General features: G+C 73.1%; 18 protein-coding genes and 1 tRNA gene. 5 read left to right on the top strand and 14 right to left on the bottom strand.

The features are described 5' to 3' along the window. Positions 1–72 precede the first annotated feature (72 nt). The 3 genes from IXW69_RS09500 to IXW69_RS09490 form a co-directional block, all read right to left on the bottom strand. Entirely contained in the window at positions 73–1,056 is a 984-nt protein-coding gene (locus IXW69_RS09500; RefSeq protein WP_194786104.1) for a ribose-phosphate diphosphokinase, read from the bottom strand. Between the two features lie 64 nt (positions 1,057–1,120). Then, positions 1,121–2,128 carry a bifunctional UDP-N-acetylglucosamine diphosphorylase/glucosamine-1-phosphate N-acetyltransferase GlmU gene (locus IXW69_RS09495; protein WP_194786103.1) on the bottom strand — a complete coding sequence of 336 codons (1,008 nt, stop codon included), beginning with the start codon at positions 2,126–2,128 and terminating at the stop codon, positions 1,121–1,123. Between the two features lie 89 nt (positions 2,129–2,217). Further along, positions 2,218–2,289 (bottom strand) — tRNA-Gln (locus IXW69_RS09490). Between the two features lie 161 nt (positions 2,290–2,450). Here IXW69_RS09490 and IXW69_RS09485 point away from each other — a divergent pair. Further along, positions 2,451–3,635 (top strand): acyltransferase family protein, encoded by a 1,185-nt coding sequence (locus tag IXW69_RS09485; protein WP_194786102.1) that lies wholly within the window; start codon positions 2,451–2,453, stop codon positions 3,633–3,635. Positions 3,636–3,724: 89 nt separating this feature from the next. Continuing rightward, entirely contained in the window at positions 3,725–4,363 is a 639-nt protein-coding gene (locus tag IXW69_RS09480) for a TetR/AcrR family transcriptional regulator (protein ID WP_194786101.1), read from the top strand. A gap of 7 nt (positions 4,364–4,370) precedes the next feature. Here the strand turns inward: IXW69_RS09480 and IXW69_RS09475 are convergent, their stop codons facing one another. From IXW69_RS09475 to metG, 9 genes are all read right to left on the bottom strand, one after another. Further along, the gene (locus IXW69_RS09475) at positions 4,371–5,624 is read right to left on the bottom strand and encodes a Coenzyme F420 hydrogenase/dehydrogenase, beta subunit C-terminal domain (protein WP_194786100.1); all 1,254 of its coding nucleotides are present in this window, start codon (positions 5,622–5,624) and stop codon (positions 4,371–4,373) included. Positions 5,625–5,714: 90 nt separating this feature from the next. Continuing rightward, the gene (locus IXW69_RS09470) at positions 5,715–7,622 is read right to left on the bottom strand and encodes an ABC-F family ATP-binding cassette domain-containing protein (protein ID WP_194786099.1); all 1,908 of its coding nucleotides are present in this window, start codon (positions 7,620–7,622) and stop codon (positions 5,715–5,717) included. Then, entirely contained in the window at positions 7,622–8,614 is a 993-nt protein-coding gene (locus tag IXW69_RS09465) for a GHMP family kinase ATP-binding protein (RefSeq protein WP_194786098.1), read from the bottom strand. Before IXW69_RS09465 ends, IXW69_RS09470 begins: the two co-directional genes overlap by 1 nt. Further along, entirely contained in the window at positions 8,611–9,570 is a 960-nt protein-coding gene (gene rsmA, locus IXW69_RS09460; RefSeq protein ID WP_194786097.1) for a 16S rRNA (adenine(1518)-N(6)/adenine(1519)-N(6))-dimethyltransferase RsmA, read from the bottom strand. Before rsmA ends, IXW69_RS09465 begins: the two co-directional genes overlap by 4 nt. Positions 9,571–9,631: 61 nt before the next feature. Continuing rightward, entirely contained in the window at positions 9,632–11,836 is a 2,205-nt protein-coding gene (locus tag IXW69_RS09455) for a right-handed parallel beta-helix repeat-containing protein (RefSeq protein WP_194786096.1), read from the bottom strand. A gap of 152 nt (positions 11,837–11,988) precedes the next feature. After that, the gene (locus IXW69_RS12080) at positions 11,989–12,699 is read right to left on the bottom strand and encodes a resuscitation-promoting factor (protein WP_323745268.1); all 711 of its coding nucleotides are present in this window, start codon (positions 12,697–12,699) and stop codon (positions 11,989–11,991) included. Between the two features lie 290 nt (positions 12,700–12,989). Continuing rightward, complete coding sequence (locus IXW69_RS09445) at positions 12,990–14,006, bottom strand: aggregation-promoting factor C-terminal-like domain-containing protein (RefSeq protein ID WP_194786095.1); 1,017 nt, start codon at positions 14,004–14,006, stop codon at positions 12,990–12,992. A gap of 176 nt (positions 14,007–14,182) precedes the next feature. Beyond that, complete coding sequence (locus IXW69_RS09440) at positions 14,183–15,112, bottom strand: TatD family hydrolase (RefSeq protein ID WP_194786094.1); 930 nt, start codon at positions 15,110–15,112, stop codon at positions 14,183–14,185. Between the two features lie 108 nt (positions 15,113–15,220). Then, on the bottom strand, positions 15,221–17,068 hold the full coding sequence (gene metG / locus IXW69_RS09435; RefSeq protein ID WP_194786093.1) for a methionine--tRNA ligase: 1,848 nt from the start codon (positions 17,066–17,068) through the stop codon (positions 15,221–15,223). Between the two features lie 114 nt (positions 17,069–17,182). Here metG and IXW69_RS09430 point away from each other — a divergent pair, with 114 nt between their 5' ends. Both IXW69_RS09430 and IXW69_RS09425 read left to right on the top strand, forming a co-directional pair. Then, a complete protein-coding gene (locus IXW69_RS09430; RefSeq protein ID WP_194786092.1) occupies positions 17,183–17,791 on the top strand; it encodes a hypothetical protein in 609 nt (202 codons plus the stop codon). After that, complete coding sequence (locus IXW69_RS09425; RefSeq protein ID WP_194786091.1) at positions 17,788–18,606, top strand: hypothetical protein; 819 nt, start codon at positions 17,788–17,790, stop codon at positions 18,604–18,606. The genes IXW69_RS09430 and IXW69_RS09425 overlap by 4 nt, the downstream gene beginning before the upstream one ends. A gap of 17 nt (positions 18,607–18,623) precedes the next feature. Here IXW69_RS09425 and IXW69_RS09420 read toward each other — a convergent pair whose 3' ends face one another. Together IXW69_RS09420 and rsmI are read right to left on the bottom strand one after the other, a co-directional pair. Further along, entirely contained in the window at positions 18,624–19,205 is a 582-nt protein-coding gene (locus tag IXW69_RS09420) for an isochorismatase family protein (RefSeq protein ID WP_194786090.1), read from the bottom strand. Between the two features lie 37 nt (positions 19,206–19,242). Then, on the bottom strand, positions 19,243–20,121 hold the full coding sequence (gene rsmI / locus IXW69_RS09415) for a 16S rRNA (cytidine(1402)-2'-O)-methyltransferase (RefSeq protein WP_194786139.1): 879 nt from the start codon (positions 20,119–20,121) through the stop codon (positions 19,243–19,245). A 246-nt stretch (positions 20,122–20,367) separates the two neighbouring features. On the opposite strand from rsmI, the gene IXW69_RS09410 reads away from it, so the two are divergent. After that, positions 20,368–22,161, top strand: a complete 1,794-nt coding sequence (locus IXW69_RS09410) for a dolichyl-phosphate-mannose--protein mannosyltransferase (protein WP_194786089.1) — start codon at positions 20,368–20,370, stop codon at positions 22,159–22,161. Positions 22,162–22,816: the final 655 nt, after the last annotated feature.

Genomic DNA, 22,816 nt, shown 5'->3' with positions numbered 1-22,816 from the left:
AGGGCGGGAGAGGGTAGCCTCTCCCGCCCGTCTCATCTCACCCGCGTCCGGGTGCGACCGCGCGCACCGGACTCAGACGCCGGCGGACTCGAAGAGTCGCGTCACCGAGCCCTCGTCGAAGACGGCCTTGACGGCCTCGGCCAGGAGGGGGGCGATCGGGAGGATCGTCAGCTGCTCGAAGCGCTTCTGCTCGGGGATCGGCAGTGTGTCGGTGACGACGACCTCGCGGGCCCCGCAGGTCGACAGGCGCTCGACGGCGGGGCCGGAGAGCACGCCGTGCGTGGCCGCGACGATGACGTCCTTGGCGCCGGAGTCGAGGAGGACCTTGACGGCCTTGGCGATCGTGCCGCCGGTGTCGATCATGTCGTCGACGAGCACGCAGGAGCGGCCGGCGACGTCACCGACGACGCGGTTGGCGACCGACTCGTTCGGCCGGGTGACGTCACGGGTCTTGTGCACGAAGGCGAGCGGGGTGTCGCCCAGGGAGTGGGCCCAGCGCTCGGCGACGCGGATGCGTCCGGCGTCCGGGGAGACGACGGTCGTGTTGGTCGGGTCGACGCGACCGCGGATGTACTCCACGAGGACCGGCTGCGCCCACAGGTGGTCCCAGGGGCCGTCGAAGAAGCCCTGCTCCTGCGCGGTGTGGAGGTCGACGCTCATGATGCGGTCCGCGCCGGCGGTCTTGTAGAGGTCCGCGACGAGGCGGGCGCTGATGGGCTCACGACCGAGGTGCTTCTTGTCCTGACGGGCGTAGGGGAAGAAGGGCGCGACGACGGTGATGCGCTTGGCCGAGGCGCGCTTGAGGGCGTCGACCATGATGAGCTGCTCCATGAGCCAGTCGTTGACCCGGTCACCGTGGGACTGCATGACGAAGGCGTCGCAGCCGCGGACCGACTCGTTGAAGCGGACGTAGGTCTCACCGTTCGCGAAGTCGTAGGCGGTCGAGGACAGGACCTCGGTGCCCAGCTCACCGGCCACCTGCTGGGCCAGCGCTGGGTGGGCCCGTCCGGAGACGATGACCAGCCGCTTCTCGCCGTTGGTGATGATGCCCGTCATGTGATGGTTCCCCTCTCGGAGCCGGAACGGCCCTCGTTGGTGGCCTCGGCGTGCGCTCGCACGCTCAGCGCTCCCCCGCGGTGGGCGTGGGAGCGTCTCCGTCGAGCTGGGCGAAGGGCGCGACGACGGCGCCCGCCGGGATCTCGACGTCGGTCAGGACGGCGTAAGGGCCCACTCGGGTCCCCTCGCCGATCCGGGTGGTCCCGCAAACCAGGACACCCGGCTCGAGCTGGACGTCGCGCGCCAGCTCGGCGGTCACGTCCACCCAGGTTGACTGCGGCGCGGTGACGCCGACGCCCTGCTCCATCCAGCGGGCGAGCACGCGGCGGTTGAGCTCTGCGCCGAGCTCGGCGAGCTGGGCGCGGTCGTTGCAGCCCTCGACGAGCCAGTGGTCGGTCACGACCAGCGCGCTCGTCGACAGACCGGCGTCGTGGGCTCGGGACACGACGTCGGTGAGGTAGACCTCGCCCTGGTCGTTGTCCGTGCCGAGCGAGGCCAGGGCGTCGCGCAGGTGCGCGGCGTCGAAGACGTAGACGCCAGCGTTGACCTCGCGGACGGCCCGCTGCTCCTCGGTGGCGTCGCGGTGCTCGACGATCGCGGTGACCGTCCCGTCCGCCCCGCGGAGGACGCGGCCGTAGCCGGTGGGGTCCTCGAGCTCGGTGGTCAGCAGGGTCACGGCGTCGCCCCGCTCCTCGTGCTGCGCGACGAGGGCCTCGAGGGTGGCGGCGTCGAGGAGGGGGACGTCCCCGGAGGTGACGACGACGGCGCCGTCGAGGCCCTCCGGGAGGGCGTCCAGGCCGCAGGCGACCGCCCGGCCGGTGCCGGGCACGTCGTCCTGGTCCGCGGTGACCGCGTCAGGGGCGACCTCGGCGAGGTGGGCGACGACGGCGTCGCGCTCGTGGCGCACGACGACGACGAGGTGCTCGGGGCGCAGGCCCCGGGCCGCGGTGACCGCGTGGTCGAGGAGGCTCCGGCCGCCGATCCGGTGCAGGACCTTGGGGGTCGCGGAGCGCATGCGGGTGCCCTTACCGGCGGCCATGACGATGACGGCGGCGGGGGTGGTGGAAGCCACAGATCCTCTTCTCGCTTCGCTCCGGTCGCGTTCGGCGCACCGGGGTCCGTGCAGGGAGCAGCGCCATCCTACGACGAGCGGCTCGTCCGTTCCGCCCCCAGGGATCGAACCCGGGCCTCAAGGCTCCAAAGGCCTGCGTGCTGCCGCTACACCAGGGCGGAGGACCGCGGCCCGTGGGACGCGGCGGCGACCAGTGTCTCACGGGCGCCCGCCCCGCCCGAACCCACAGGGTCCGCGCGACACGGCTCCTCGGGGTGTGGAACGGAGCACGGGACGGTCCGAGGGCTGGGGCGCAGGACGGCCCCCGGGGCAGGATGACGCCATGACCCCTATCTCCCCGACCTCGAGCCGAAGCGCTCGGCCGCGCAGCCAGCGCCTCGTCGAGCTCGACGGCGTGAGAGGCCTCGCCGCGGTGATCGTGCTCATCCACCACAGCCTGCTCACCGTGCCGGCCCTCGGAGAGGTCGGGGCGCGTCCCGGCGTCATCCCCACGTCCACGGCCGCCCGGCTCCTGACGACGACGCCCCTGCACCTCCTCTGGATGGGGCACGAGGCCGTCCTCATCTTCTTCGTGCTGTCGGGAGTCGCCCTCGTGTACCCGATCGCCCGGCGCGACGCGCGCGGAGACTCCTTCGACTGGGTCGACTACTTCCCGCGCCGGGTCGTGCGCCTGTGGGTGCCGGCCGTCGCCGCGACGGTGTGGGCGACGATCACGATGCACGTCATCCACCGGTCCACCGACCCCTCGCTGGGGCCCTGGACGGTGGCGCGCTCCCTGCACGGCTGGCCGACCGCGCACCTCCTGCCCGAGCTGCTGCTGATCCCCAGCCACGCGTACCGGAACTCGGTCCTGTGGTCCTTGCACGCCGAGGCGATCTTCTCGTTCCTCCTGCCGATCGGCGTCCTCCTCGTCGCCCTCGTGGCGCGGTGGCGGCTACGCTGGCTCCCCGTCGTCCTCGCTCTGGCTGTCCCCCTCGTCACCGGGAGCCCGGGCTGGGCGTCGTACATGCCGGTCTTCGCGATCGGTGCGACCCTCGGCTGGTACTGGGGTCACCTCGAGGGCGTCCAGGCCGCGACGCCACGGCGGTGGTCCACGCCTCTGGCCGTGCTGCTCCTCGTCACCATGACCGCGGACTGGTGGCCGTTCATGATGGGAGGCTGGCGCGGTCGCGTCGCGGACACGGTCGTGCTGGCCTCGGCCGCCGGCATCGTCGTCCTCACGGTGCGCTTCGGCGCGGCTCGACGCCTCATGCGCTCCCGGGTCGTCCAGTGGCTCGGGCTCATGAGCTACTCCCTGTACCTCATCCACGAGCCGGTCGTGCTGTCGGTCCGCAACCTCACCAGCGCGATCCCCGCCTGGTGGACCCTTCCGATCACGGCCGTGATCGCCCTCCCGCTCGCCTGGGCCTTCCACAAGGTCATCGAGGCCCCGAGCCACCGGCTCTCGCGCCGGACCGGCCGTGCCGTCTCCACCTGGTACCACGGCCGCCGCTCGACCGCGAGGTGAGCCGCCCGTAGCCGCAGCCTCACCACCGGCCGTCGCCCTCACGGCCGTGGTGGCGACGGCCCTCCGCGCGCCGGGGGCATGATGGCTCCATGACGGCCAAGGCGAGCAAGCGGACGCGGATGAGCGCGGGCGAGCGGCGCGAGCAGCTCATCACGGTGGCGCGGGGCCTCTTCGCGGAGAAGGGCTTCGACGCGACGAGCATCGAGGAGATCGCCTCCCGGGCGAAGGTGTCCAAGCCGGTCGTCTACGAGCACTTCGGCGGCAAGGAGGGCCTCTACGCGGTCATCGTCGACCGTGAGCTCATGACCATCTCGACGACGATCACGGCCTCACTGCGCTCGTCGACCTCCGCGTCAATCATCGTCGAGCGTGCGGCCCTCGCGCTGCTCACCTACATCGAGGACTCCCCCGACGGGTTCCGGATCCTCTCCTCGGGCTCGGACCGCTCGGCCGGGACCTACTCGACGCTGCTGGCCGACGTCGCCATCCAGGTCTCAGGGATCCTCGCCTCGCAGTTCTCGGCGCACGGGATCGCCCCGCGCACGGCCCCCCTCTACGCGCAGATGCTCGTGGGGATCGTCGCCATGCCGTCCCAGTGGTGGCTGGAGAACCGCACGATGACGAAGGAGGAGGTCGCCGCGCACATGGTGAACCTCGCCTGGAACGGGCTGCGCGCCATGGAGCCTGCCCCGGTCCTGCGGGACGCGGAGCGGGCCTCCGGGCGCTGACGGGCTCTCAGCCGCGGCGGCGGAGCCACGGGGGCTCGACGCCGAACTTCCGGCGCAGCCGCGACATGGAGCCGCGGTACTGCTGCCACAGTCCCTTCGGGTCCCTGACGGCCATCCTGCCGAGGCTGAAGCCCCGCACCCGCGGCGGCGTGACTCCCATGGTGCGGGAGGCGGCCAGTCGCGCGGGCAGGTACTGCCGCCGCGTGACCTGGTAGGGCTGGACCGCGGCGAGGGCGTCGGGCTCGAGGGGCTCGACCTCGATGACGCCGGCGGCCACGGCCTCCTGGACGATCTCGTAGCCGCGCCGGGTACGGGCGATGAGGGCGCTCACCCCTTCCTTCTCCGCGAAGTCCGGATAGCCCTCCGGTGTCGACTCCCAGTAGTCGGCGGCGGTGATGTCGGAGTACTCGCCGACGCCGTCGGCGCACAGGCGGCAGCGCCACTGGACGGTGGGTCCGAGGGCGGCGCCCCAGGAGTCGGAATAGCTGACGGAGACGGCCTCGCCGTCCTTCCCGGTGGCGGTGAAGGAGCCCGGCCAGCCGTGGCCGCGGTACCACATGGACTCCAGGGGGCGGTGGGCGCCGAGCTCGTCGAGGAGGCCGTCCGTGGCGTCCTGGCGCGGGGTGCCGGCGCAGAAGAAGGACAGGATGACGGGCGGCTCCCCGCCGTCCGCGGTCGACATACGGCGCACGGCCTGCGCCTCGCAGGGCTTGCCGATGAAGACCGTCGACGACCGCAGGGCCTCCGGGGCGGAGGCGTTGGAGACCGGCGCGTAGCGGGAGCCGGCGAGGCTGGTCACCTCAGCGGCGTCGCCCGTCTGGACCGTCTGCGTGCGGGAGGGGTCCGACGCGTCCGCACGGGCGCCGACAACGGTGCTCTGGCGACCGGTGTCGACGAGGAAGCGGGCGATCGTCGTGAGGACGCCGCCGGAGGAGCCGTTGAAGCGCGCCTCGGGGTCGGTCGAGTGCGCCGCCCAGATCCCCGTGTACGGCCCGATGACCGGGTGGCGGTCGGCCCCCTCGGGGCGCTGGGCCTCGACGGCGACGCCGGGGCAGGAGCCGTCGAAGAGCGCGAGCTCGCGGGGGGCGGCCATGGTGCGCGTCGGGGAGTCGGCGGCGACGACGGGGCGCATGTAGCCGCCGTCGTCGAGGGCCATGGTGACGCCCTCGTACTGGGCGCACAGGCCGCAGCCGGAGCAGCGCATCGTGCGGACGACGTCCTCGATCCGCGAGGCGACGGTGGTCTGGGAGGCGTTCGGCATGCCTCGATCCTATGCGGAGCGGCAGCGCGGCCCGAGGTCGGGGAGCCGACGTGCGGGGCGTGCGTGCCCGATCTCTCCCGGAGCGGGCCGTCAGCCCTCGAGCACCTCCGCGGCCTCGAGCCACTCGGCCTCGAGGTCCGCCTGCTCGGCCTCGGCGGCCGCGAGCTCCCGCCCGAGCTCGACGAGCTCGGTGACGCGGGACGGGTCGGCGGAGACCTCCTCCATGCGGGCGTGGAGGAGGTCGACGGCCTGGGCCGCCTTGTCCATGCGACGCTCGACGCGGGCGAGGCTCTTCTGGGCCTCGCGCCGCTCGGCTCCGGTCAGCCCGGTGCCGCCCGTGCCGGAGGAGCCCACTGAGCCGTCGCTCCCGCCGCCCACCGGCGCACGGCGCGTGGTCGGGGTGTCGGAGGCCCCGGCCTCGGCAGCGCGCCGCAGCTCGAGGTACTGCTCCACTCCCCCGGGCAGGCCCCGCACGGAGCCGTCGCCGAGGAGGGCGACCTGGTGGTCCGTGACGCGCTCGAGGAGGTAGCGGTCGTGGGAGACGACGACGAGAGTGCCGGAGAAGGAGTCGAGGATGTCCTCGACGGCGGCGAGGGTGTCGGTGTCGAGGTCGTTGGTCGGCTCGTCGAGGAGGAGCACGTTGGGCTCGGTCATGAGCAGGCGGAGGAGCTGGAGGCGGCGGCGCTCGCCGCCGGAGACCTCGCCGACGCGCGTCCAGGCGCGCTGGCGGGTGAAGCCGAGCCGCTCGACGAGCTGGGCGGCGGTGAGCTCCTTGCCGCCCACGGTGACGTGCTCGCCGACCATGGAGACGGCCTCGACGACGCGCAGGTCGGTGAGGGCGTCGAGCTCGTGCGTGGACTGCGAGAGCGCGGCGACCTGGACGGTCTTGCCGCGCACGACGCGTCCCTCAGTGGGCTCCTGGACGCCCTCGAGGAGGCGCAGGAGGGTCGTCTTGCCGGCGCCGTTGACGCCGACGACGCCGACGCGCTCACCCGGGGCGAGACGCCAGGTCACCTTCCGCAGGACCTCCTTCTCGCCCGCGGTCGGGTCCTCGGGACGGCGCGGGTAGCGCACCGTGACGTCCTCGAGGTCGAGGACCTTCTTACCGAGGCGCGCGGTTGCCATCGCCATGAGCTCGACGGTGTCGCGCGGCGGCGGCACGTCGGCGATGAGGGCCTCGGCGGCGTCGATGCGGAAGCGGGGCTTCGAGGTGCGGGCGGGGGCTCCGCGACGGAGCCAGGCGAGCTCCTTGCGCAGGAGGTTGTCGCGCTTCTCGGCGGCGACGGCCGCCTGGCGGGCGCGCTCGGCGCGGGCGAGGACGTACGCCGCGTAGCCGCCGTCGTAGGTCTCGATGCTGCCCGGCACCTGAGGCCGTCCGTTGCCGGGGTCAACGCCGGGGACGACCTCCCAGACGTTGGTGCAGATCGCGTCGAGGAACCAGCGGTCGTGGGTGACGGTGACGAGGGCGCCGGTGTCCGCCCGGCGGCCGGCGAACCTGGCGTTGAGGTGCCGGGCGAGCCAGTCCACGCCCTCGACGTCGAGGTGGTTGGTGGGCTCGTCGAGGATGACGACCTGCGCGTCGGCGGTGAGGACGGCCGCGAGCGCGACGCGGCGCCGCTGCCCGCCGGAGAGCGTGGCGACGGGTGCGTCGAGGTCGAGGTCGGCCAGCAGGCCGGCGTGGATGTCCCGCACCGCGGGGTCGGAGGCCCAGGTGTGCTCGGGGGCGTCCCCGTGGACGGCGGTGCGCACGGTGGCGCCCGGGGCGAAGTCGTCGGTCTGGGAGAGCATGGCGACGCGGGTGCCGCCGGCGCGGGTGACCCGGCCTGCGTCGACCTCGCGAGCACCGGCCATGGCGGCTAGGAGGGTCGACTTCCCGGCGCCGTTGGGGCCGAGGACGCCGACGCGGGTGCCGTCCTCGATGCCGAGGGTGATGTCGTCGAGGAGGACGCGGGAGCCCACCATGATCCGGATGGACTCGAGTCCGATGAGGTGCGCCATCAGCCCACGCTCCTCGCGCCGGCCACGGGGGCGTCGGCGCGCACGGCGGAGGCGACCAGCCCGGAGGCGGTGAGGGCCCGGCTGACGCGCATCGCCGTGCCGGAGTCGGGGACGAGGCAGGCGACGGCGGGGCCGGTGCCGGTCACGAGGGCGCGCAGGGCGCCGGCGGACTCGGCGAGCTCGATGACGTCGCGGACTCGGGGTCGCAGGGCGATGACGGTCTCCTGGAGGTCGTTGCGGAGGGAGGACGCGAGGGCGACGGGGTCGCCTGCGCGCAGGGCTGCGGTGAGGGCGGCGAGCGGCTTGCCGGTGGTGTCCGGCTCGCCGGGCCCGCAGGCAGCGCGGTCGGCGTGGCGGGCGAGGACCTCAGCCGGGTCGAGGTCGTTCTCGGGCAGGGCGAGCACCCACTGGTAGGCGCCCCGCGTCATGAGGGGGCTGAGGTGCTCGCCGGTGCCGTGGTCGACGGCGGTGGCGCCGGTGACGGCGAAGGGGACGGCGGGGTCGAGGCGCGCGCCGAGCTCGGCGAGCTCCGTCTGGCTCAGCCCCGTGCCCCACAGGACGTTGCAGGCGAGGAGGGCGGCTGCGGCGTCGGACGCTCCGACGGCGAGACCGCTGTGGAGCGGAGCACGGCGGCGGACGACGAGGTCGACGCCCTCGGTGACGTCGAGCTCGTCGGCGAGGAGGCGGGCGGCGCGCACGGCCGGCTCGTCGGCGGGCGCGGGCTGCGGCGCGGCCGACGGGTCGTCGTCGCTGAGGGTCACGAGCCCGTGCGCGTCGAGGCTCTGGCGCCGAGCCGTCACCGTCTCGATGAGCCGCACCGCCTGGACGACGCCGGCCAGCACGGGGAGGGCGCCCGGCGCCCGGGCGTCGTCACGGGTGGCCGCGTGGGTGAGAGTGACGCGGAGGGGGGCCTCGACGCGGACCTGGGTCGCCGACCCTGAGCGTCGCGGGAGGGCGGCGTCACCACCGGAGATGGCACGCAGGTGGCTCACTGACGCGCCTCCTCGAGGGCCTGCCAGTCGATGTGCTCGGCGAGGGCCGCGAAGGCGGCGACGTCGAGGCGCTCACCGCGCAGCGTCGGGTCGATGCCGGCGGCGCGGATCGCGGACTCAGCGGCGTCGGGGCCCCCGGCAAGGGCGGCGAGGGCCTTGCGGAGGGTCTTGCGGCGTTGAGCGAAGGCGGCGTCGATGACGGCGAAGACCTGCTCGCGGGTGGCGGTCGTGGTCGGGGGCTCGTGGCGGTCGAGCTGGACGAGGGCGGAGTCGACGTTGGGGACCGGCCAGAAGACCGTGCGTCCGATCGTGATGGTGCGCCGCGCCTCGGCGTACCAGGCGGCCTTGACGCTGGGGACGCCGTAGGTGCGCGAGCCGGGGCGGGCGGCGAGGCGGTCGGCGACCTCCGCCTGGACCATGACGGTGACGGACTCCAGGGACGGCAGGGCCTCTAGGAGCGTGAGCAGGACGGGGACGGCCACGTTGTAGGGCAGGTTGGCGACGAGCCGGGTGGGGAGGGCGTCCGTCTCCGCGAGACCGAGGGCCGCGGGGCCGTCGATGGTGAGCGCGTCAGCGGGCACGACCTTGAGCCGCTGGGAGGCCTGCGGCATCCGGTCGGCGACGGTGACGGGGAGGGCGCGGGCCAGGGGCGGGTCGATCTCGACCGCGACGACGCGGGAACCGGCCTCGAGAATGGCGAGGGTGAGGGACCCGAGCCCGGGGCCGATCTCGAGGACCGTCTGTCCAGGGCGCACGCCCGAGGACCGGACGATGCGCCGGACCGTTCCGGCGTCGTGGACGAAGTTCTGGCCCAGGGTCTTGGTGGGACGGATGCCGAGGGCCCCGCACAGGTCGCGGACGTCGGAGGGGCCGAGGAGCCCGCTTCCCTGCTCCTGGAGGGAGCCTGCGGGCGCGCCGTCGTCGGGGGCGGGGCCGGTGGAGGGGGTCTCGGGCATGGTCTCAGGGTAGCGGGCGGGCTCCGGGGAGCCGGCTCGTCCCGCCGCGCTCGGACGCCGGTCAGCGCCGGGCACGGGCACGACGGCGCCGAACGACGAGAAGGGCGGTGATGAGGACGATGACGGCGCCTGCGGCCGTGGCTCCAGCGATGACGCGCCATGACTCGTGGCCGTCCGCGTCGCCGTGGGCCGCTGCGCTCGCGCTGTAGCTCGTGGTCGTGGGCGCCTTGCCGTCGCCCCAGGCGACGTTGAGGACGGCGCCGCGGGCGGGGGCGGAGGCCTCCGCCTCGGTGAGTCCGAGGAGGGAGGCGACGTCGGAGTCGAGGGCGGGACCGGCCTCGGCAGCCGGCGAGCTCTCAGCCAGCCGGAGGTCCGCTCCGGCGAGGTCGGTGGGATCGGACGGGAGGTCGGCGAAGACCTCGTCGTGCCTGCGCTCAGCGCGCAGGTCCGTGCCGTGGGCCTCGAGATGGGGGACCGTGACGGCGGCGGATCCCCGGAGCTCATCGAGGTCGGTGGCGTTGACGGAGTCGCCCTTGCCGGGGCCGGCCTTCCACAGGACGTCGGTGTCGGCGGGCCGGCGGGTGCCCGGCTCGCGCAGGTAGACGTCCCCGTCCATGCGCTCGATCATCTCGTTGGCCCAGTGGGAGCTCGAGCCGTCGTCGTTCGCCGCACCGAGCACGCGCACCATGGGGGTGTACCGCCACGGGTCGCTGCTGTCGCGCGCGCGCTGGGGGTAGGCGAGGAGGTTGTCGAGGATCCTGGTGCCGGTGGTGTCCCAGGTGAGTCCGTGCTCGGCGCTCCAGGTCTCGACCGAGGCGCAGGATCCGTCCGAGGCGAGGGCGTTGCAGCCGTTGTGCCTGCTGTCCTCGCGCACCTCGAGGGAGGTGAGGGCGTGGACGACCGTGTTGACCTCGACGCGGGTGCGGTCCGAGCCGGAGACGCGGATGCCGGTGGCGGCGCCGTCGATGACGTTCGAGGCGACGACGTTGCGGGAGGACACCTCGATGAAGACGGGGACGGGCACGTTGAGGAAGTAGCTCGTGAGGACGGAGGAGCCGATCATGCCCTCGTCGAACCAGACGCCTGGCATGGCGTCCTGGGCGGCCTGCGTCGGATCGGAGGCGTCGCGCCCGGCGCCCGTGTGGTCGACGACGTTGCCGCGGTAGACCAGGCCCGTCGCATGCGTCGCCTTCATGTCGGCGATGGTGCAGTACGCGCCGCAGCCGACCGTGAGGAAGCCGGCCGTGTTGTTCCCCTCGAAGGAGTTCCCCTCGATGACGTCGCCGTCGCCGCCGTTGACCCCGAGGCCGTCCGCGCCGTTGTCCCTGAAGGTCGAGCCGGTGACCACGGAGTCGTCGGAGCCGGACAGCCCGAGGGCGGTGCCTGCGGCGGACTCGCTCAGGACCATGTCCTCGATCCGGGCCCGGGCACCGGACACGGAGACCATGACGGCGCCCGTGAGCCCACCCGTCTCGGGATCCTGGTAGCTCCAGACCTGGAGCGGGGAGAAGCGCTCGATGGTGAGGCCGCGCAGGGTGACGTCGTCGGCGGCGACGGTGAGGGCGCGTGCCCGCTGCGCGATCTCGACGTCGTGGCCGCTCGGGTCCGTGCCGAGGACGTAGTGCGTGCCGGTGTGCGGCTTCGGCGAGAAGACGGCGGTACCGTCCTTGGCGGTGCTCCTGGTGACGGGGTCCGGGTCGTCGACGTAGAAGGTCCCAGCGGTCACCTCGGCCCGTGTCGCGACCTGGCGCAGGGGCTTGCCGTCGACCCAGAGCTGCTCCGGGTGGGCGGCCATGCCCTCCTTGGCCGGGTCGGCGTTGATGGTGCAGACGTCGCAGAAGCGGACCATGTCCTCGTCGGAGGTCCAGGTGCCGTCGTCGGACCGGGACCAGGCCGTCACGCGGTCGGCGCCGGTGATGACGGGCCTTGCCCCCGCGGCCGCCTCGAGCACGACGGGACGCTCGATGCGCAGCCCGCCCTCGCGGTAGGTACCGGCGCCGACCTCGACGGTGGCGCCGGCGGGAGCCGCTGCGAGCGCCGCCGCGATGGTCGGGTAGGGGCGCGCGTCGGAGCCGTCGGCTCCTGCGGCGACCGCGGAGGCGAGGACGTGGACGACGGTGGTGGTGGAGGCGCGCGGTGTCGCGGCCGTGGCGGGCGCCGTCGTGATCGGGAGTGTCGTGATGAGCGCGAGCGCGAGCGCCCGGACGGCGTGCACGAGGGAGCGCGACCGGGCGCGGCGGACGGGTCGGACGACGGTGCGAGGCATGGCGTGCTGAGCGTAGGTCTCGGGGTCGTCGTCACCGCGCTCGGCACGGCGAGTTCCGGCGACGGTCGCGTCACGATCCGTGTCGACGCGACGCAGGTCGCCCGCGGCCGGCGGTGCCGGGGCGGGCGACAGGGCTCGACGCGAGCCGGGTGTCAGAGGAGGCCGAGGCTGGCCGCGCAGGCCGGCCACTGGCCCCAGCCGGCGGAGGCCTGGAGCTTCTGGGCCAGACGGGTCTGCTCGGCGGCGCTCGCCTCGGACGGGAGGCCGGTGCCGCCCAGGGCCCGCCAGGTCGACAGGGTGAACTGGTACATGCCGTAGAAGCCGTTGCCGGTGTTCGTGGTCGGGTCACCGCCGGACTCGCACTGGGCGAGCTGGCCCCACACGCCCGAGCTCGCGGCCGAGGACGACGAGCTGCCCGACGACGAGGAGCTGCTCGAGGACGACGAGCTGCTCGACGACGAGGAGCTGCTCGAGGAGGACGAGCTGCTCGACGAGTCGTCGGAGGAGGGCTTGTCGGCGGACCCGGAGTCGCTGGACGAGCTGCTCGACGAGTCGTCAGTGGCGGCCTGGGTCGGCGCCGTGGTCGCCTCGGAGGTGGGCTCGGGCGTCGGCTCGACGTAGGTGCCGACGAGGACGACCTCGTCGACCTTCTCGGTGACGACGACGGTCGAGACGGCCTCCTTCGAGACCTCCTTCCCGTCGATGGTGGTCACCTGGTAGGTCGTGCGGGTGACGCCGTCGACGCCCGCCGTCTCGACCTTGGTCTCACCCTTGTCGAGGGAGTCCGTCTCCTTCTTGACCGTGCCGTGCTTCTCCGTGGTGTCCTCGGTCTTGGTGGAGACCTCGGCGTGCTGCCCGCCGATCGTGAGGCCGGCGCTCGTGGCGGCAGCGGTGGCGCTGTCTCCGCCGATCGCCTCGAGCCGGACCTGTCCCTCGCTGAGCGGGGCGTCGGTCGAGCCGCCCGTCTGGACGGCGGCGAAGGCACCACCGGAGACGAGGAGCGAGAGGGCCGCGGCTGCGGCCCCGGCGCGGACGGAGGGGCGGTTGAGGAGCGTGGAGTTGATGGTGCTCTCCCTGTCGGGGTGGTGCGCCGGGATCGACCGGGCTGTCCCCGGGAGCGGCGCCTGTCAGGTGGGGGCCCGTAGGCCGTCGATCAGTACCAGCCGGTGGACTCGGAGTGCGCCCAGGCGCCGCACGGCGAGCCGTACGTGGACTGGATGTAGCCCAGGCCCCACTTGATCTGGGTGGCGGGGTTGGTCTGCCAGTCCGAGCCGGCCGAGGCCATCTTCGACGCCGGCAGGGCCTGCGGGATGCCGTAGGCGCCGGACGAGGCGTTGGTGGCCGTGTAGCTCCAGCCGGACTCGCGGTTCCAGAGGCTCACGAGGCAGGACATCTGGTCGTCGCCCCAGCCGTAGGAGGAGAGCATGGAGCGGGCGATGGTCTGCGGGTCGCCGGAGGTGACGGCCGTGGAGGTGCTGCTCGAGCCGGAGTCGGTCGACGCGCTGTCGGAGGACGTCGTGTCCGACGAGGTGCTGTCCGACGCCGCGCTGTCGGTGGAGGAGCTGTCCGTCGAGGTCGTGGTCGCCTTCTGCTCGACGTGCGTGCCGACGAGGACGACCTCGTCGACCTTCTCGGTGACGACGACGGTCGAGACGGCCTCCTTCGAGACCTCCTTCCCGTCGATGGTGGTCACCTGGTAGGTCGTGCGGGTGACGCCGTCGACGCCCGCCGTCTCGACCTTGGTCTGCCCCTTGTCGAGGGAGTCCGTCTCCTTCTTGACCGTGCCGTGCTTGTCGGTCTTGTCCTCGGTCTTGGTGGTGACCGTGGTGGCGTCGCCGGCGACGGTGATACCGGCCCCCGCGGAGGCGGTCGGGCCGGAGGTGGCGGCGGTGTCAGCACCCAGCGCGCCGATACGGGCCTGGTTCTCGGTGAGGGGGGCGGCCGTCTCGCCACCGGACTGGGCGGCCGCGTAGGCGCCACCGGAGATGGCGATGGAGAGGGCGGCGGCGACGCCGCCGGCCCGGTACATCATCGGGGAGACCTTGCCCTGGCGCCGCTTCGGCGCGGCCTGGGCGCGGTGGGCGGAGGAGGAGCGCTGGCTCCGGGTGACGAGCGACCTCAGCTCGGCGACGTTCGAGCTGCCGGTGCTGCGCTGGGAGTGACGACCCACGATGAGCTTCCTAACGGTTGGTGAACTGGAGGCACGCTAACGGACGCGCGCACCCCCGTTCAATGCGTCAGGTCACAGATCGGTCAACCGGGTGGACGTGATACGAGCCCTGTGCGGGTGCCGTGCGGCACAGGAGGGACCTCGGACCGTGGTGACCGGCCCCGCTCCGGGGCCGGTCACCACGCCCCGTAGACGGTCTCCGTGTTGAGGCGCACCGTGTCGCAGAAGGCCTCGAGGGCGACGCCCCGCTGCTCGGCGAGGGAGCGGACCGTGTCGGCCATGAGCCAGGAGCCGTTGGGACGCCCGCGCCACCGCTTGGGCGGGAGGTAGGGGGCGTCGGTCTCGACGAGGAGGAGCTCGTCGGGCAGGGTCGCGACGGCGGACCGCAGGTCGTCGTTGGCGGGGTAGGTGATCGGGCCGGCGACGGAGGCGTACCACCCGTGCTCGGCGCAGGCCGCCGCGAGCTCCGCCCCCCCGGAGAAGCAGTGGAGGACGGTGCGCTCAGGGGCTCCGTCGACCTCGAGGACCTCGACGCACTCGCGGTGGGCGTCGCGGTCGTGGATCTGGAGGGGCAGGCCGAGCTCCTTGGCCAGAGCGACGTGGGCGCGGAAGGCCTCGCGCTGGACGGCCTCGCCGCGCTCGCCCGTGCGAAAGAGGTCCATGCCGGTCTCCCCCACGGCGACGACGACGTCGCGATGGGCGCGGATGAGCGCCTCGAGGCGGCTCATGGCCTCGTCGAGCGGCTCGTCGTGGTGGGCGCGGACGCCCGGGTCGAGCCCGTCGGGGCCGACCTCGCGGACGCCGGCGTGGAGGACGGCCTCGTTGGGGTGGACCGCGAGCGCGACGCGGACGGCGGGCAGCTCGCGGGCGAGCACGAGGCTGCCCTCCCACGTGGGGGTCTCGCAGGCGGAGGTGATGAGCCGGGTGACGCCCACCGCGGCTGCGCGCCGGGTGAGCTCAGCCGCGGTGAGCGGCGCCTCGGAGCCGGGACCGCCCTCCTCGACGCCGGGCACGGGCAGGTGGGTGTGGTCGTCGGTGACCGGTGCGGGCAGGGGCTCGACGGCGTCGGCGGGCGGCCAGGAGCGGTCGCGCTTCTTGTGGCTCACGGTGCGGCGGTCCTTCCGTGGTGACGTGCCGGGGACGGCGCCACCGCCGGTCGCCCGGGGTGCTCCTGGACAGCCGGCGGCGGCGCGGGGCTCGAGGTCCGGGTCCGCTCAGGCGCCCGTGACGTCGTCGGGGGCCGCGTCGGCGTAGCGGGCGAGCTCCTCCTCGACGATGGCCTCGTCGAGCTTGACGAAGACGGGCTTCGGCTTGGCGATCGGGGTGCCGACGGCGACCTCGTGGCGCTCCCAGGCGGGAGCGGTCGTGTAGTCGCCGGTGATGATCGGGTACTCGGTGCGGCCCTCGAAGGCCTCGGGCAGGACCTCGGGCTCGAGCTCGGGGACGATCTCGACGTGCGGCATCGGTGCCACCCTCCCCTCCCCGCCGAGGACGAGGTCGACGTCGTTGGCGGCGTGCGGGAGGAAGGGCGAGAGCATGAGGTTGAGGTCGGAGACGACCTGCGCCAGCGTGTGGAGGATCGTGGCCAGTCGCGTCTGGGTGGCCTCGTCCTCCCCCTTGAGCTTGAAGGGCTCGGTGTCCGCCACGTACTTGTTCGCCTCACCTACCAGCCGCATGGCCTCGGCGAGCGCGGCCTTCTGCCGGTGGTGCCGGATGAGGTCGCCGACGGCGCCGAAGCCCGCCTCGACGGAGTCGAGCAGGAGGCGGTCGATCTCCTCGAGCTCGCCCGGCTGCGGGATCTCGCCGAAGCGCTTGTGGATCATCGAGGCCGTACGGTTGACGAGGTTGCCCCAGCCGGCGACGAGCTCGCCGTTCGTGCGTCGGACGAACTCGGCCCAGGTGAAGTCGGCGTCAGCGGCCTCGGGGCCGGCGGCGGAGATGAAGTAGCGCAGGGCGTCGGCCTGGTAGCGAGCGAGGAAGTCGCGCACGTAGATGACGATGCCGTGGCTGGAGGAGAACTTCTTGCCCTCCATGGTGAGGAACTCGCTGGAGACGACCTCGGTGGGCAGGTTGAGGACGCCCATCTCGCCGGGCTCGCCGCCCTTGGAGCCCTGGCCGTTGTAGCCGAGGAGCTCGGCCGGCCAGATCTGGGAGTGGAAGACGATGTTGTCCTTGCCCATGAAGTAGTAGGACAGGGCCTCCGGGTCGCTCCACCACTGGCGCCACGCCCCGGGGTCACCGGTGCGGCGGGCCCACTCGATAGAGGCGGAGAGGTAGCCGATGACGGCGTCGAACCAGACGTAGAGACGCTTGGTGGGCTGGTCCTCCCAGCCGGGGATCGGGATGCCCCAGTCGATGTCGCGCGTCATGGCGCGGGGGCGGATCTCCTCGAGGATGTTCTTGGAGAAGCGGATGACGTTGGGGCGCCAGGTGCCGGAGGCCTCGCGCTCGTCGAGCCACTCGCCGAGGGCGTCCGCGAGCGCGGGCAGGTCGAGGAACCAGTGGTTGGACTCGACGAACTCGGGGGTCTCGCCGTTGATGCGGGAGCGGGGGTTGATGAGGTCGGTGGGGTCGAGCTGGTTGCCGCAGGCGTCGCACTGGTCGCCGCGGGCGCCGTCGGTGCCGCAGATGGGGCAGGTGCCCTCGATGTAGCGGTCGGGCAGGGTGCGGCCGGTCGAGGGGCTGATGGCGGAGCGGGTGACCTGCTCGATCATGTAGCCGTTGTCGCGCACCGTGCGGAACATGTCCTGGACGACCCGGTAGTGGTTGCCCGCGGTGGTGCGGGTGAAGAGGTCGTAGGAGAGGCCGAGGGCGACGAGGTCGTCGACGATGAGCCGGTCGTTGCGGTCCGCGAGCTCGCGGGCGCTCACGCCCTCCTCGTCGGCGGCGACGAGGATCGGGGTGCCGTGCTCGTCCGTGCCCGAGACCATGAGGACGTCGTGGCCCGCCATTCGCATGTAGCGCGAGAAGACGTCGGAGGGGACGCCGAAGCCGGCGACGTGACCGATGTGGCGGGGACCGTTGGCGTAGGGCCAGGCGACCGCGGACAGGATGTGGCTCATGGAGCTCACCCTAGCCGCTCGGGGCTGGCGCCCAGGCCCCTGCCCCGTATGGTGGGAGGGGCACGCTCTCGTCGTGCCGCGCAGCGCACCGCACGACGCAGGCAGGAGCGACCCATGAGCACCGGCATCCCCGACGCCGCCCCGTGGTCCCCAGGAGCGGCCGCGTCTGCCCCACGAGGCCGGAAGGGCCCTGTGACCCTCATGGTGGTCGGCGGCGTCATCACCGTCATCGCGGTCATCGCCTTCGTGGTCTCGCTCGTCGCCATGACTCGGACGGCCACGTCCCTCGAGCGCGTCGCCTCGGCGCAGGAGACCTCGCTCGAGCTCGAGGACGCGACCGTCTACGGCGTGTACGCGGACTCCGACCCGACCTGCAGCGCGACCGGCCCGGACGGCTCCCCCGTCGAGCTGAGCGAGCCCAGGGCCTCGGTCACCGTCAACGGCCATCCCGTGCAGCAGAGCCTCATGACGGGGGAGGCAGGCTCCTACGCTCTCACGTGCACGACGACGACCGGCGCCCCAGTCTGGGTCGGCCGGCTCCTGTCGGTGACGGGCATCGTCTCGGGCACCCTGGTCGCCACCGGGGCCGTCCTCGCCGGCCTCCTCGGCCTGGCCCTGCTCGGCGGCGGGATCATCTGGTTCTTCGTGCGCCGTGGACGGGACGAGCGGGTGCGACGGTCGTGGGGCGGGCCGGGCGCTCCGGTGGGGCGGTGGGCCCCGTGAGCGGAGTCAACCAGCAGCCGTGGCCCGCCGGCCGCCCCGCACCCGGCAGTGCGCCCCGCGCGGGGGTCGTCAGGGACACGGACCTACCCTCGCTGAGCGCGCCGCGCGCCCTCACCGCCGTCGGCTGCGCGCTCCTCGTCCTCGGGCTCATCCTCTTCGTCTACTCGATGACCTCGCCCCCCTCAGTGGTCGACGCCGAGGCGCGGTCCGTGCCGACGGACGGCTCCGCCCTGAGCGTCGACCTGAAGTCGGACGAGGTCTACGGCCTGTACTCCCAGGACACCGGGCTGCGCTGCACGGCGACCGCACCGGGCGGGGCCCCTGTCGAGGTGACGGACCCGATCGCACGGAGCCAGTCCTCCCCGCCGCAGGTCCCCTCCCTGACGACGCGCGGCGCGGGCACCTACAGGGTCTCCTGCGAGGCGACCCACGAGGTCGTGCTCAACACGGCTGAGGTCTCCCCTGCCCGCCAGCGTGCGCAGAACGTCTTCGTGCTGTCCGGGCCGACGACCATCGTCGGGCTCGTCTCGGCCGTGACGGGCACGGTCTGGCTCGTCAGGCGCCGCCGGCGGCGCGCGGCGCTCGTGGTCTCGCGGCTGCAGACAGGGTTAGGGGCCGACGGGCCGGTGTCTGCCGCGCCCCAGGCCGCTGCTGCGTGGGGCGCTCGTCTCCCGGCCGTCGCGCCGGGGCCGTCCTCAGGCTCGACCGCCGTGGGCCAGGGCGGCGCAGGCGGCTACGGCATCGCCCCGAAGCAGGTCGTCTACCACCCGGCGCCGCCCTCCGATCGCCCCGGAGGGACCGCGCCGCGCCGCTGAGGACGGCGCGGACCCGCTCAGACGTCGCCAGAGGCGACGAGGCCGACGCCGGCGGCAGCGAGGGCCTCGCGCGCCTGCGCCCCCTGCTCCGTGCTCACGGGCGCCGTGAGATCGGTGAGGACCCGTGTGGTGTAGCCGAGGCGCTGCGCGTCGATCGCGGTGTCCTTGACGCAGTGCGACTCGGCCAGCCCGACGACGTCGACGGCGGTGACGCCGGCGGCGCGGAGGAGCTCGTCGAGCGATCGTCCACCCTCGGTGACGCCCTCGAAGCCCGAGTAGGCGGCGGCGTACTGCCCCTTGCGGACCGCGGCGTCCGCGCGGAGCGCGGCGAGGGCCGGGTGGAGCTCGGCCTCGGCGGTGTCGGCGACGCCGTGCGGGGGCCAGGTGTCGACGTAGTCAGGGGTCTCGGAGAAGTGGTCTCCGGGATCGATGTGCCAGTCCTGGGTCGTGACGACGAGGGCGTAGAGGTCCCGGCGCTGGGCCGCGTAACGGGCGACGGACTCGGCGACGGCGTTGCCGCCGTCGACGGGGAGGGCCCCGCCCTCGCAGAAGGTGGGCTGGACGTCGACGACGATGAGCGCTCGGGAGACTGGTGTCATGACAGTCATCCTAGCGGGGGGGGGGACTCCGGGCTGCTCAGGACCTGTCGTCCTCATCGCGCAGCGCGAGCGCCGTCCGGTAGACCTCGTTGGTGCGCAGGCCGGTCTCCTGGGCGACCCGAGCGGCCGCTGCCTTGAGGCGCAGACCCTCCTCCGCGAGGCCGAGAGCCTCACGGGCGGCTTCACGGGGGTCTGCGCCGCGCGGCTCAGCGCCGGCGACGACGAGGACGATCTCCCCGAGCTCGCCCTCCGCCGTCGAGGTGGCAAGCACCCCGAGCGGGGCCCGACGGACCTCCTCGTGGGTCTTGGTGAGCTCGCGGCACAGAGCAGCACGCCGCCCCTCGCCGAAGGCGGCGGCCATGGCGGTGAGCGTGGCGTGGACACGGCGAGGCGACTCGAAGAAGATGAGCGTGCGGCGCTCGTCGGCGAGCTCGGCGAGGGCACGGTCCTGCTCCCCGGCCTTACGGGGCAGGAAGCCCTCGAAGCAGAAGCGGTCCGAGGCCAGGCCGGACAGGGCCAGCGCGGTGAGCACGGCCGAGGGGCCGGGGGCGACCGTGATCGGGACACCGGCCTCGGTCGCGGCGACGACGAGGCGGTAGCCGGGGTCGGAGACCGAGGGCATGCCGGCGTCGGAGACCATGAGGACCGCCGCACCACCGCGGGCGGCGTCGAGCAGCTCGCCGGCACGCTCCCGCTCATTGTGCTCATGGAATGCGAGGACCCGACCGGCAACATGGATGCCGAGCCGCTGCGCGAGGTTGAGGACCCGGCGGGTGTCCTCGGCGGCGACGAGGTCGGCGTGGGCGAGGGCCGCGCGCAGACGGGGCGAGGCGTCACCGGTGTTGCCGATGGGGGTGGCCGCGAGCGTGATGGTGCCCGGCCGCGGGCCGAGGTCCGTCCCCTCGGCGTCCACCATCGGGACGCGCTCCTCGAGCGGGGTGAGGGGCGAGTCGGAGGGCGTCAGCGTGGTCTCAGTCATGGGGCCAGTATGGAGACCGTGCAGGGAGCCCGACCTAGACTCGCCCGCGTGATGGATCCCAGTGCACCGTCGGCGAGCTCCGCGGACGCGGGCCTCGAGCCCGACGAGACCAGGCGCGGACGGGGCGCTGCCCCCGCGACCGCCGAACACGACTCCGACGCCCGAGAGAACAGGTCGACCGAGATGAGGGGGGCGTCCGCTGTCGACGGCACCGGCAGCTCCGCCCACCGCCATCAGCCCGGCGAGGAAGTGCCCTCCGAGGACGGGTGGCGCGAGCGTCTCGGGCTCAGTCCGCGCGGCGACGTCATCACGGCCGTCGTGGCGCGCAACGGCTGGATCGCGACACTGGTCGCCACGCTCGTCGCGGCGCTGACGCGGTTCATCAACCTGGCTCACCCGCACTCGCTCATGTTCGACGAGATCTACTACGTCAAGGACGCCTACGCCCTGTGGCACAACGGCTACGAGTCGACGTGGAACGACGGCTCTGACGCCCTCTTCGCCCAGGGCAACTTCTCGGGCCTGACGACGCAGGGCAGCTACGTCGTCCACCCGGAGATCGGCAAGTGGCTCATCGGCCTGGGCGGCCAGATCTTCGGCTGGGACTCCTCCTTCGGCTGGCGCTTCATGCCGGCGCTCGCGGGTGTCCTCACCGTGCTCCTCCTGGGCCGACTCACGATGAGGCTGACGCGCTCGCCGCTGCTCGCGGGGCTGGCAGGCCTCCTGCTCGCGATCGACGGCGAGGGCATCACGGAGTCCCGCATCGGGCTGCTGGACATCTTCATCGGTTTCTTCGCGACGCTCTCCGTCTACTGCCTCGTGCGCGACAGGGGGTGGTTGCGCGAGCGCCTCGCCCGGAACGCGGCCCTTCCCGAGGGCGAGCGGCGTCTGGGCACCTGGTTCCGCCCCTGGTTGCTGGCGACGGGCATCAGCCTGGGCCTCACCTGCTCGATCAAGTGGTCGGGCGCCTACCTCCTCGCTGCGATCGGTGTCCTCGTCGTCTGCTGGGACACGACGGCGCTTCGGGCGGCTGGTCGGCGCTCGTGGGCGCTCGTGGGGATCCTCGGTCGTGGGGCCGCGGACTTCCTGCACCTGGTCCCGGTCGCCTTCGCCGTCTACGTGGCGGGCTGGTTCGGGTGGTTCGCCCACCCCGCCGCCTACAAGCACGGGTGGGCCGCAGGGCTGCGCGCCGCCGGCGAGACGGTGCCCCGGTCGTGGCTGCCGGACTCCCTCAACGACCTGCTCGAGTACCACCTGTCGATGTACCACTTCCACGTCACGCTGGACTCGACGCACCCGTACATGTCCCAGCCGATCGGCTGGCTGGTCCAGTGGCGTCCGACGTCCTTCTACTGGCCGAGCGACGCGGAGATGGCTGGTGCGCAGTGCGGTTCGGACCGTTGCGTCCAGGCGATCACGTCGATCGGGAACATCCCCGTGTGGTGGTCGGCCCTCGTCGCGCTCGTGGCGGTCATCGCGTTCATGGTGCTCCGCGACCGCGACTGGAGGGCCTGGGCGGCGCTCATCGGCTACGTGGGCCTCTACCTCCCGTGGTTCAACTACACGCACCGGACGATCTTCACCTTCTACACGGTGGCCTTCGCGCCCTTCGTGGTCCTCTGCCTGACGCTCGCCCTCGGCTCCGCCGCGGGACTCCTCACGCCGGTGGCCGGCTCCGCCCGCGCTCGTGACGAGGCCCGGGCCATCGAGGCCGGACGCGTGGGTGAGGGGCGCCTGGCGCCTCGCGGCTCCGTTGCCAGCTACCTCGGCTTCGGGCTGTCTCCTTCACGCAGTCGGCTACCCGAGTCGTGGACGGGCGTCGCGCGGTGGCGGATCCGTTCCGAGGGCGTCTGGCTCATCGGGTTCGTCCTCGTGGCGGCGATCATCTTCGCCGTCCTGTGGTACCCGATCTGGACCGGCCAGACGGTCTCATACGACTTCTGGCACTGGCACATGCTGCTCCCGTCCTGGATCTAGGTCAGCTCCCCACGAGCCGTTCGACAGGAGGGGCCCGGCAGCCGATCCGATGCGGATCAGCAGCCGGGCCCCTCTTGTCACCCACCAAGCAAACGTGCGCTCATCCCGGCCCGACGTCGTCGCGCTGAAGACGGTCAGCCGAGGGCGCTCCCCGTCCGCACTAGAGCGGCCGTGCCGAGCCACGGGAGCCGGAACTCGCTGCTGTCAGCGGGGTACTCATCCCACCAGCCGAGCGGAGTCCCGACCGACGTTACGGCCAACGAACGGGCCACCCAAACTGGAGCAACACCCTCACAGCCGTTGTCTCGCGCCCAGCTCAACCTGAGACAGGCGCTCCACAGATCCAAGCCGACGACCGTTGTGTCGCCCTCCCGGAACCCCATAGACCGCAGCCGCGGTCAAGCGCCACACGACGACCTCATGCGTTCTCCCACGGGGCAGGCCGGGCGAGGCCCGCCACCGGGAGCCAGCGCTCGAGCCCCCCTGAACCCCAAGCAAACCGACGGGCGGAGCCGCAAAATTCAGAAACAGTATCGGTCTGGTGGGGTGTCCCGCGGTTGTCCCCGCCCGCGGTTGCTGGGTTCACGGGTGCGGGGGCCTGGTGGCCGGCGGTGTGGGCCCGGCCCCCCTTCGACCTGGCAGGAGCTTGTGCGGG

The sequence above is a fragment of the Actinomyces haliotis genome, assembly GCF_015355765.1.
GTDB lineage: Bacteria > Actinomycetota > Actinomycetes > Actinomycetales > Actinomycetaceae > Actinomyces > Actinomyces haliotis.
Note: the sequence above shows the minus strand (reverse complement) of the source record. Positions and strands in the feature narration are given on the sequence as shown.

Coding starts and splice junctions, on each gene's coding strand:
- rsmI (WP_194786139.1), bottom strand. CDS start 20,121: ATGGTGGACGCCGAGGGGACGGACCTCGGCCCGCGGCCGGGCACCATC.
- rsmA (WP_194786097.1), bottom strand. CDS start 9,570: ATGCCCGAGACCCCCTCCACCGGCCCCGCCCCCGACGACGGCGCGCCC.
- IXW69_RS09430 (WP_194786092.1), top strand. CDS start 17,183: ATGAGCACCGGCATCCCCGACGCCGCCCCGTGGTCCCCAGGAGCGGCC.
- metG (WP_194786093.1), bottom strand. CDS start 17,068: ATGAGCCACATCCTGTCCGCGGTCGCCTGGCCCTACGCCAACGGTCCC.
- IXW69_RS09470 (WP_194786099.1), bottom strand. CDS start 7,622: ATGGCGCACCTCATCGGACTCGAGTCCATCCGGATCATGGTGGGCTCC.
- IXW69_RS09410 (WP_194786089.1), top strand. CDS start 20,368: ATGAGGGGGGCGTCCGCTGTCGACGGCACCGGCAGCTCCGCCCACCGC.
- IXW69_RS09500 (WP_194786104.1), bottom strand. CDS start 1,056: ATGACGGGCATCATCACCAACGGCGAGAAGCGGCTGGTCATCGTCTCC.
- IXW69_RS09480 (WP_194786101.1), top strand. CDS start 3,725: ATGACGGCCAAGGCGAGCAAGCGGACGCGGATGAGCGCGGGCGAGCGG.
- IXW69_RS09455 (WP_194786096.1), bottom strand. CDS start 11,836: ATGCCTCGCACCGTCGTCCGACCCGTCCGCCGCGCCCGGTCGCGCTCC.
- IXW69_RS09420 (WP_194786090.1), bottom strand. CDS start 19,205: ATGACACCAGTCTCCCGAGCGCTCATCGTCGTCGACGTCCAGCCCACC.
- IXW69_RS09475 (WP_194786100.1), bottom strand. CDS start 5,624: ATGCCGAACGCCTCCCAGACCACCGTCGCCTCGCGGATCGAGGACGTC.
- IXW69_RS09485 (WP_194786102.1), top strand. CDS start 2,451: ATGACCCCTATCTCCCCGACCTCGAGCCGAAGCGCTCGGCCGCGCAGC.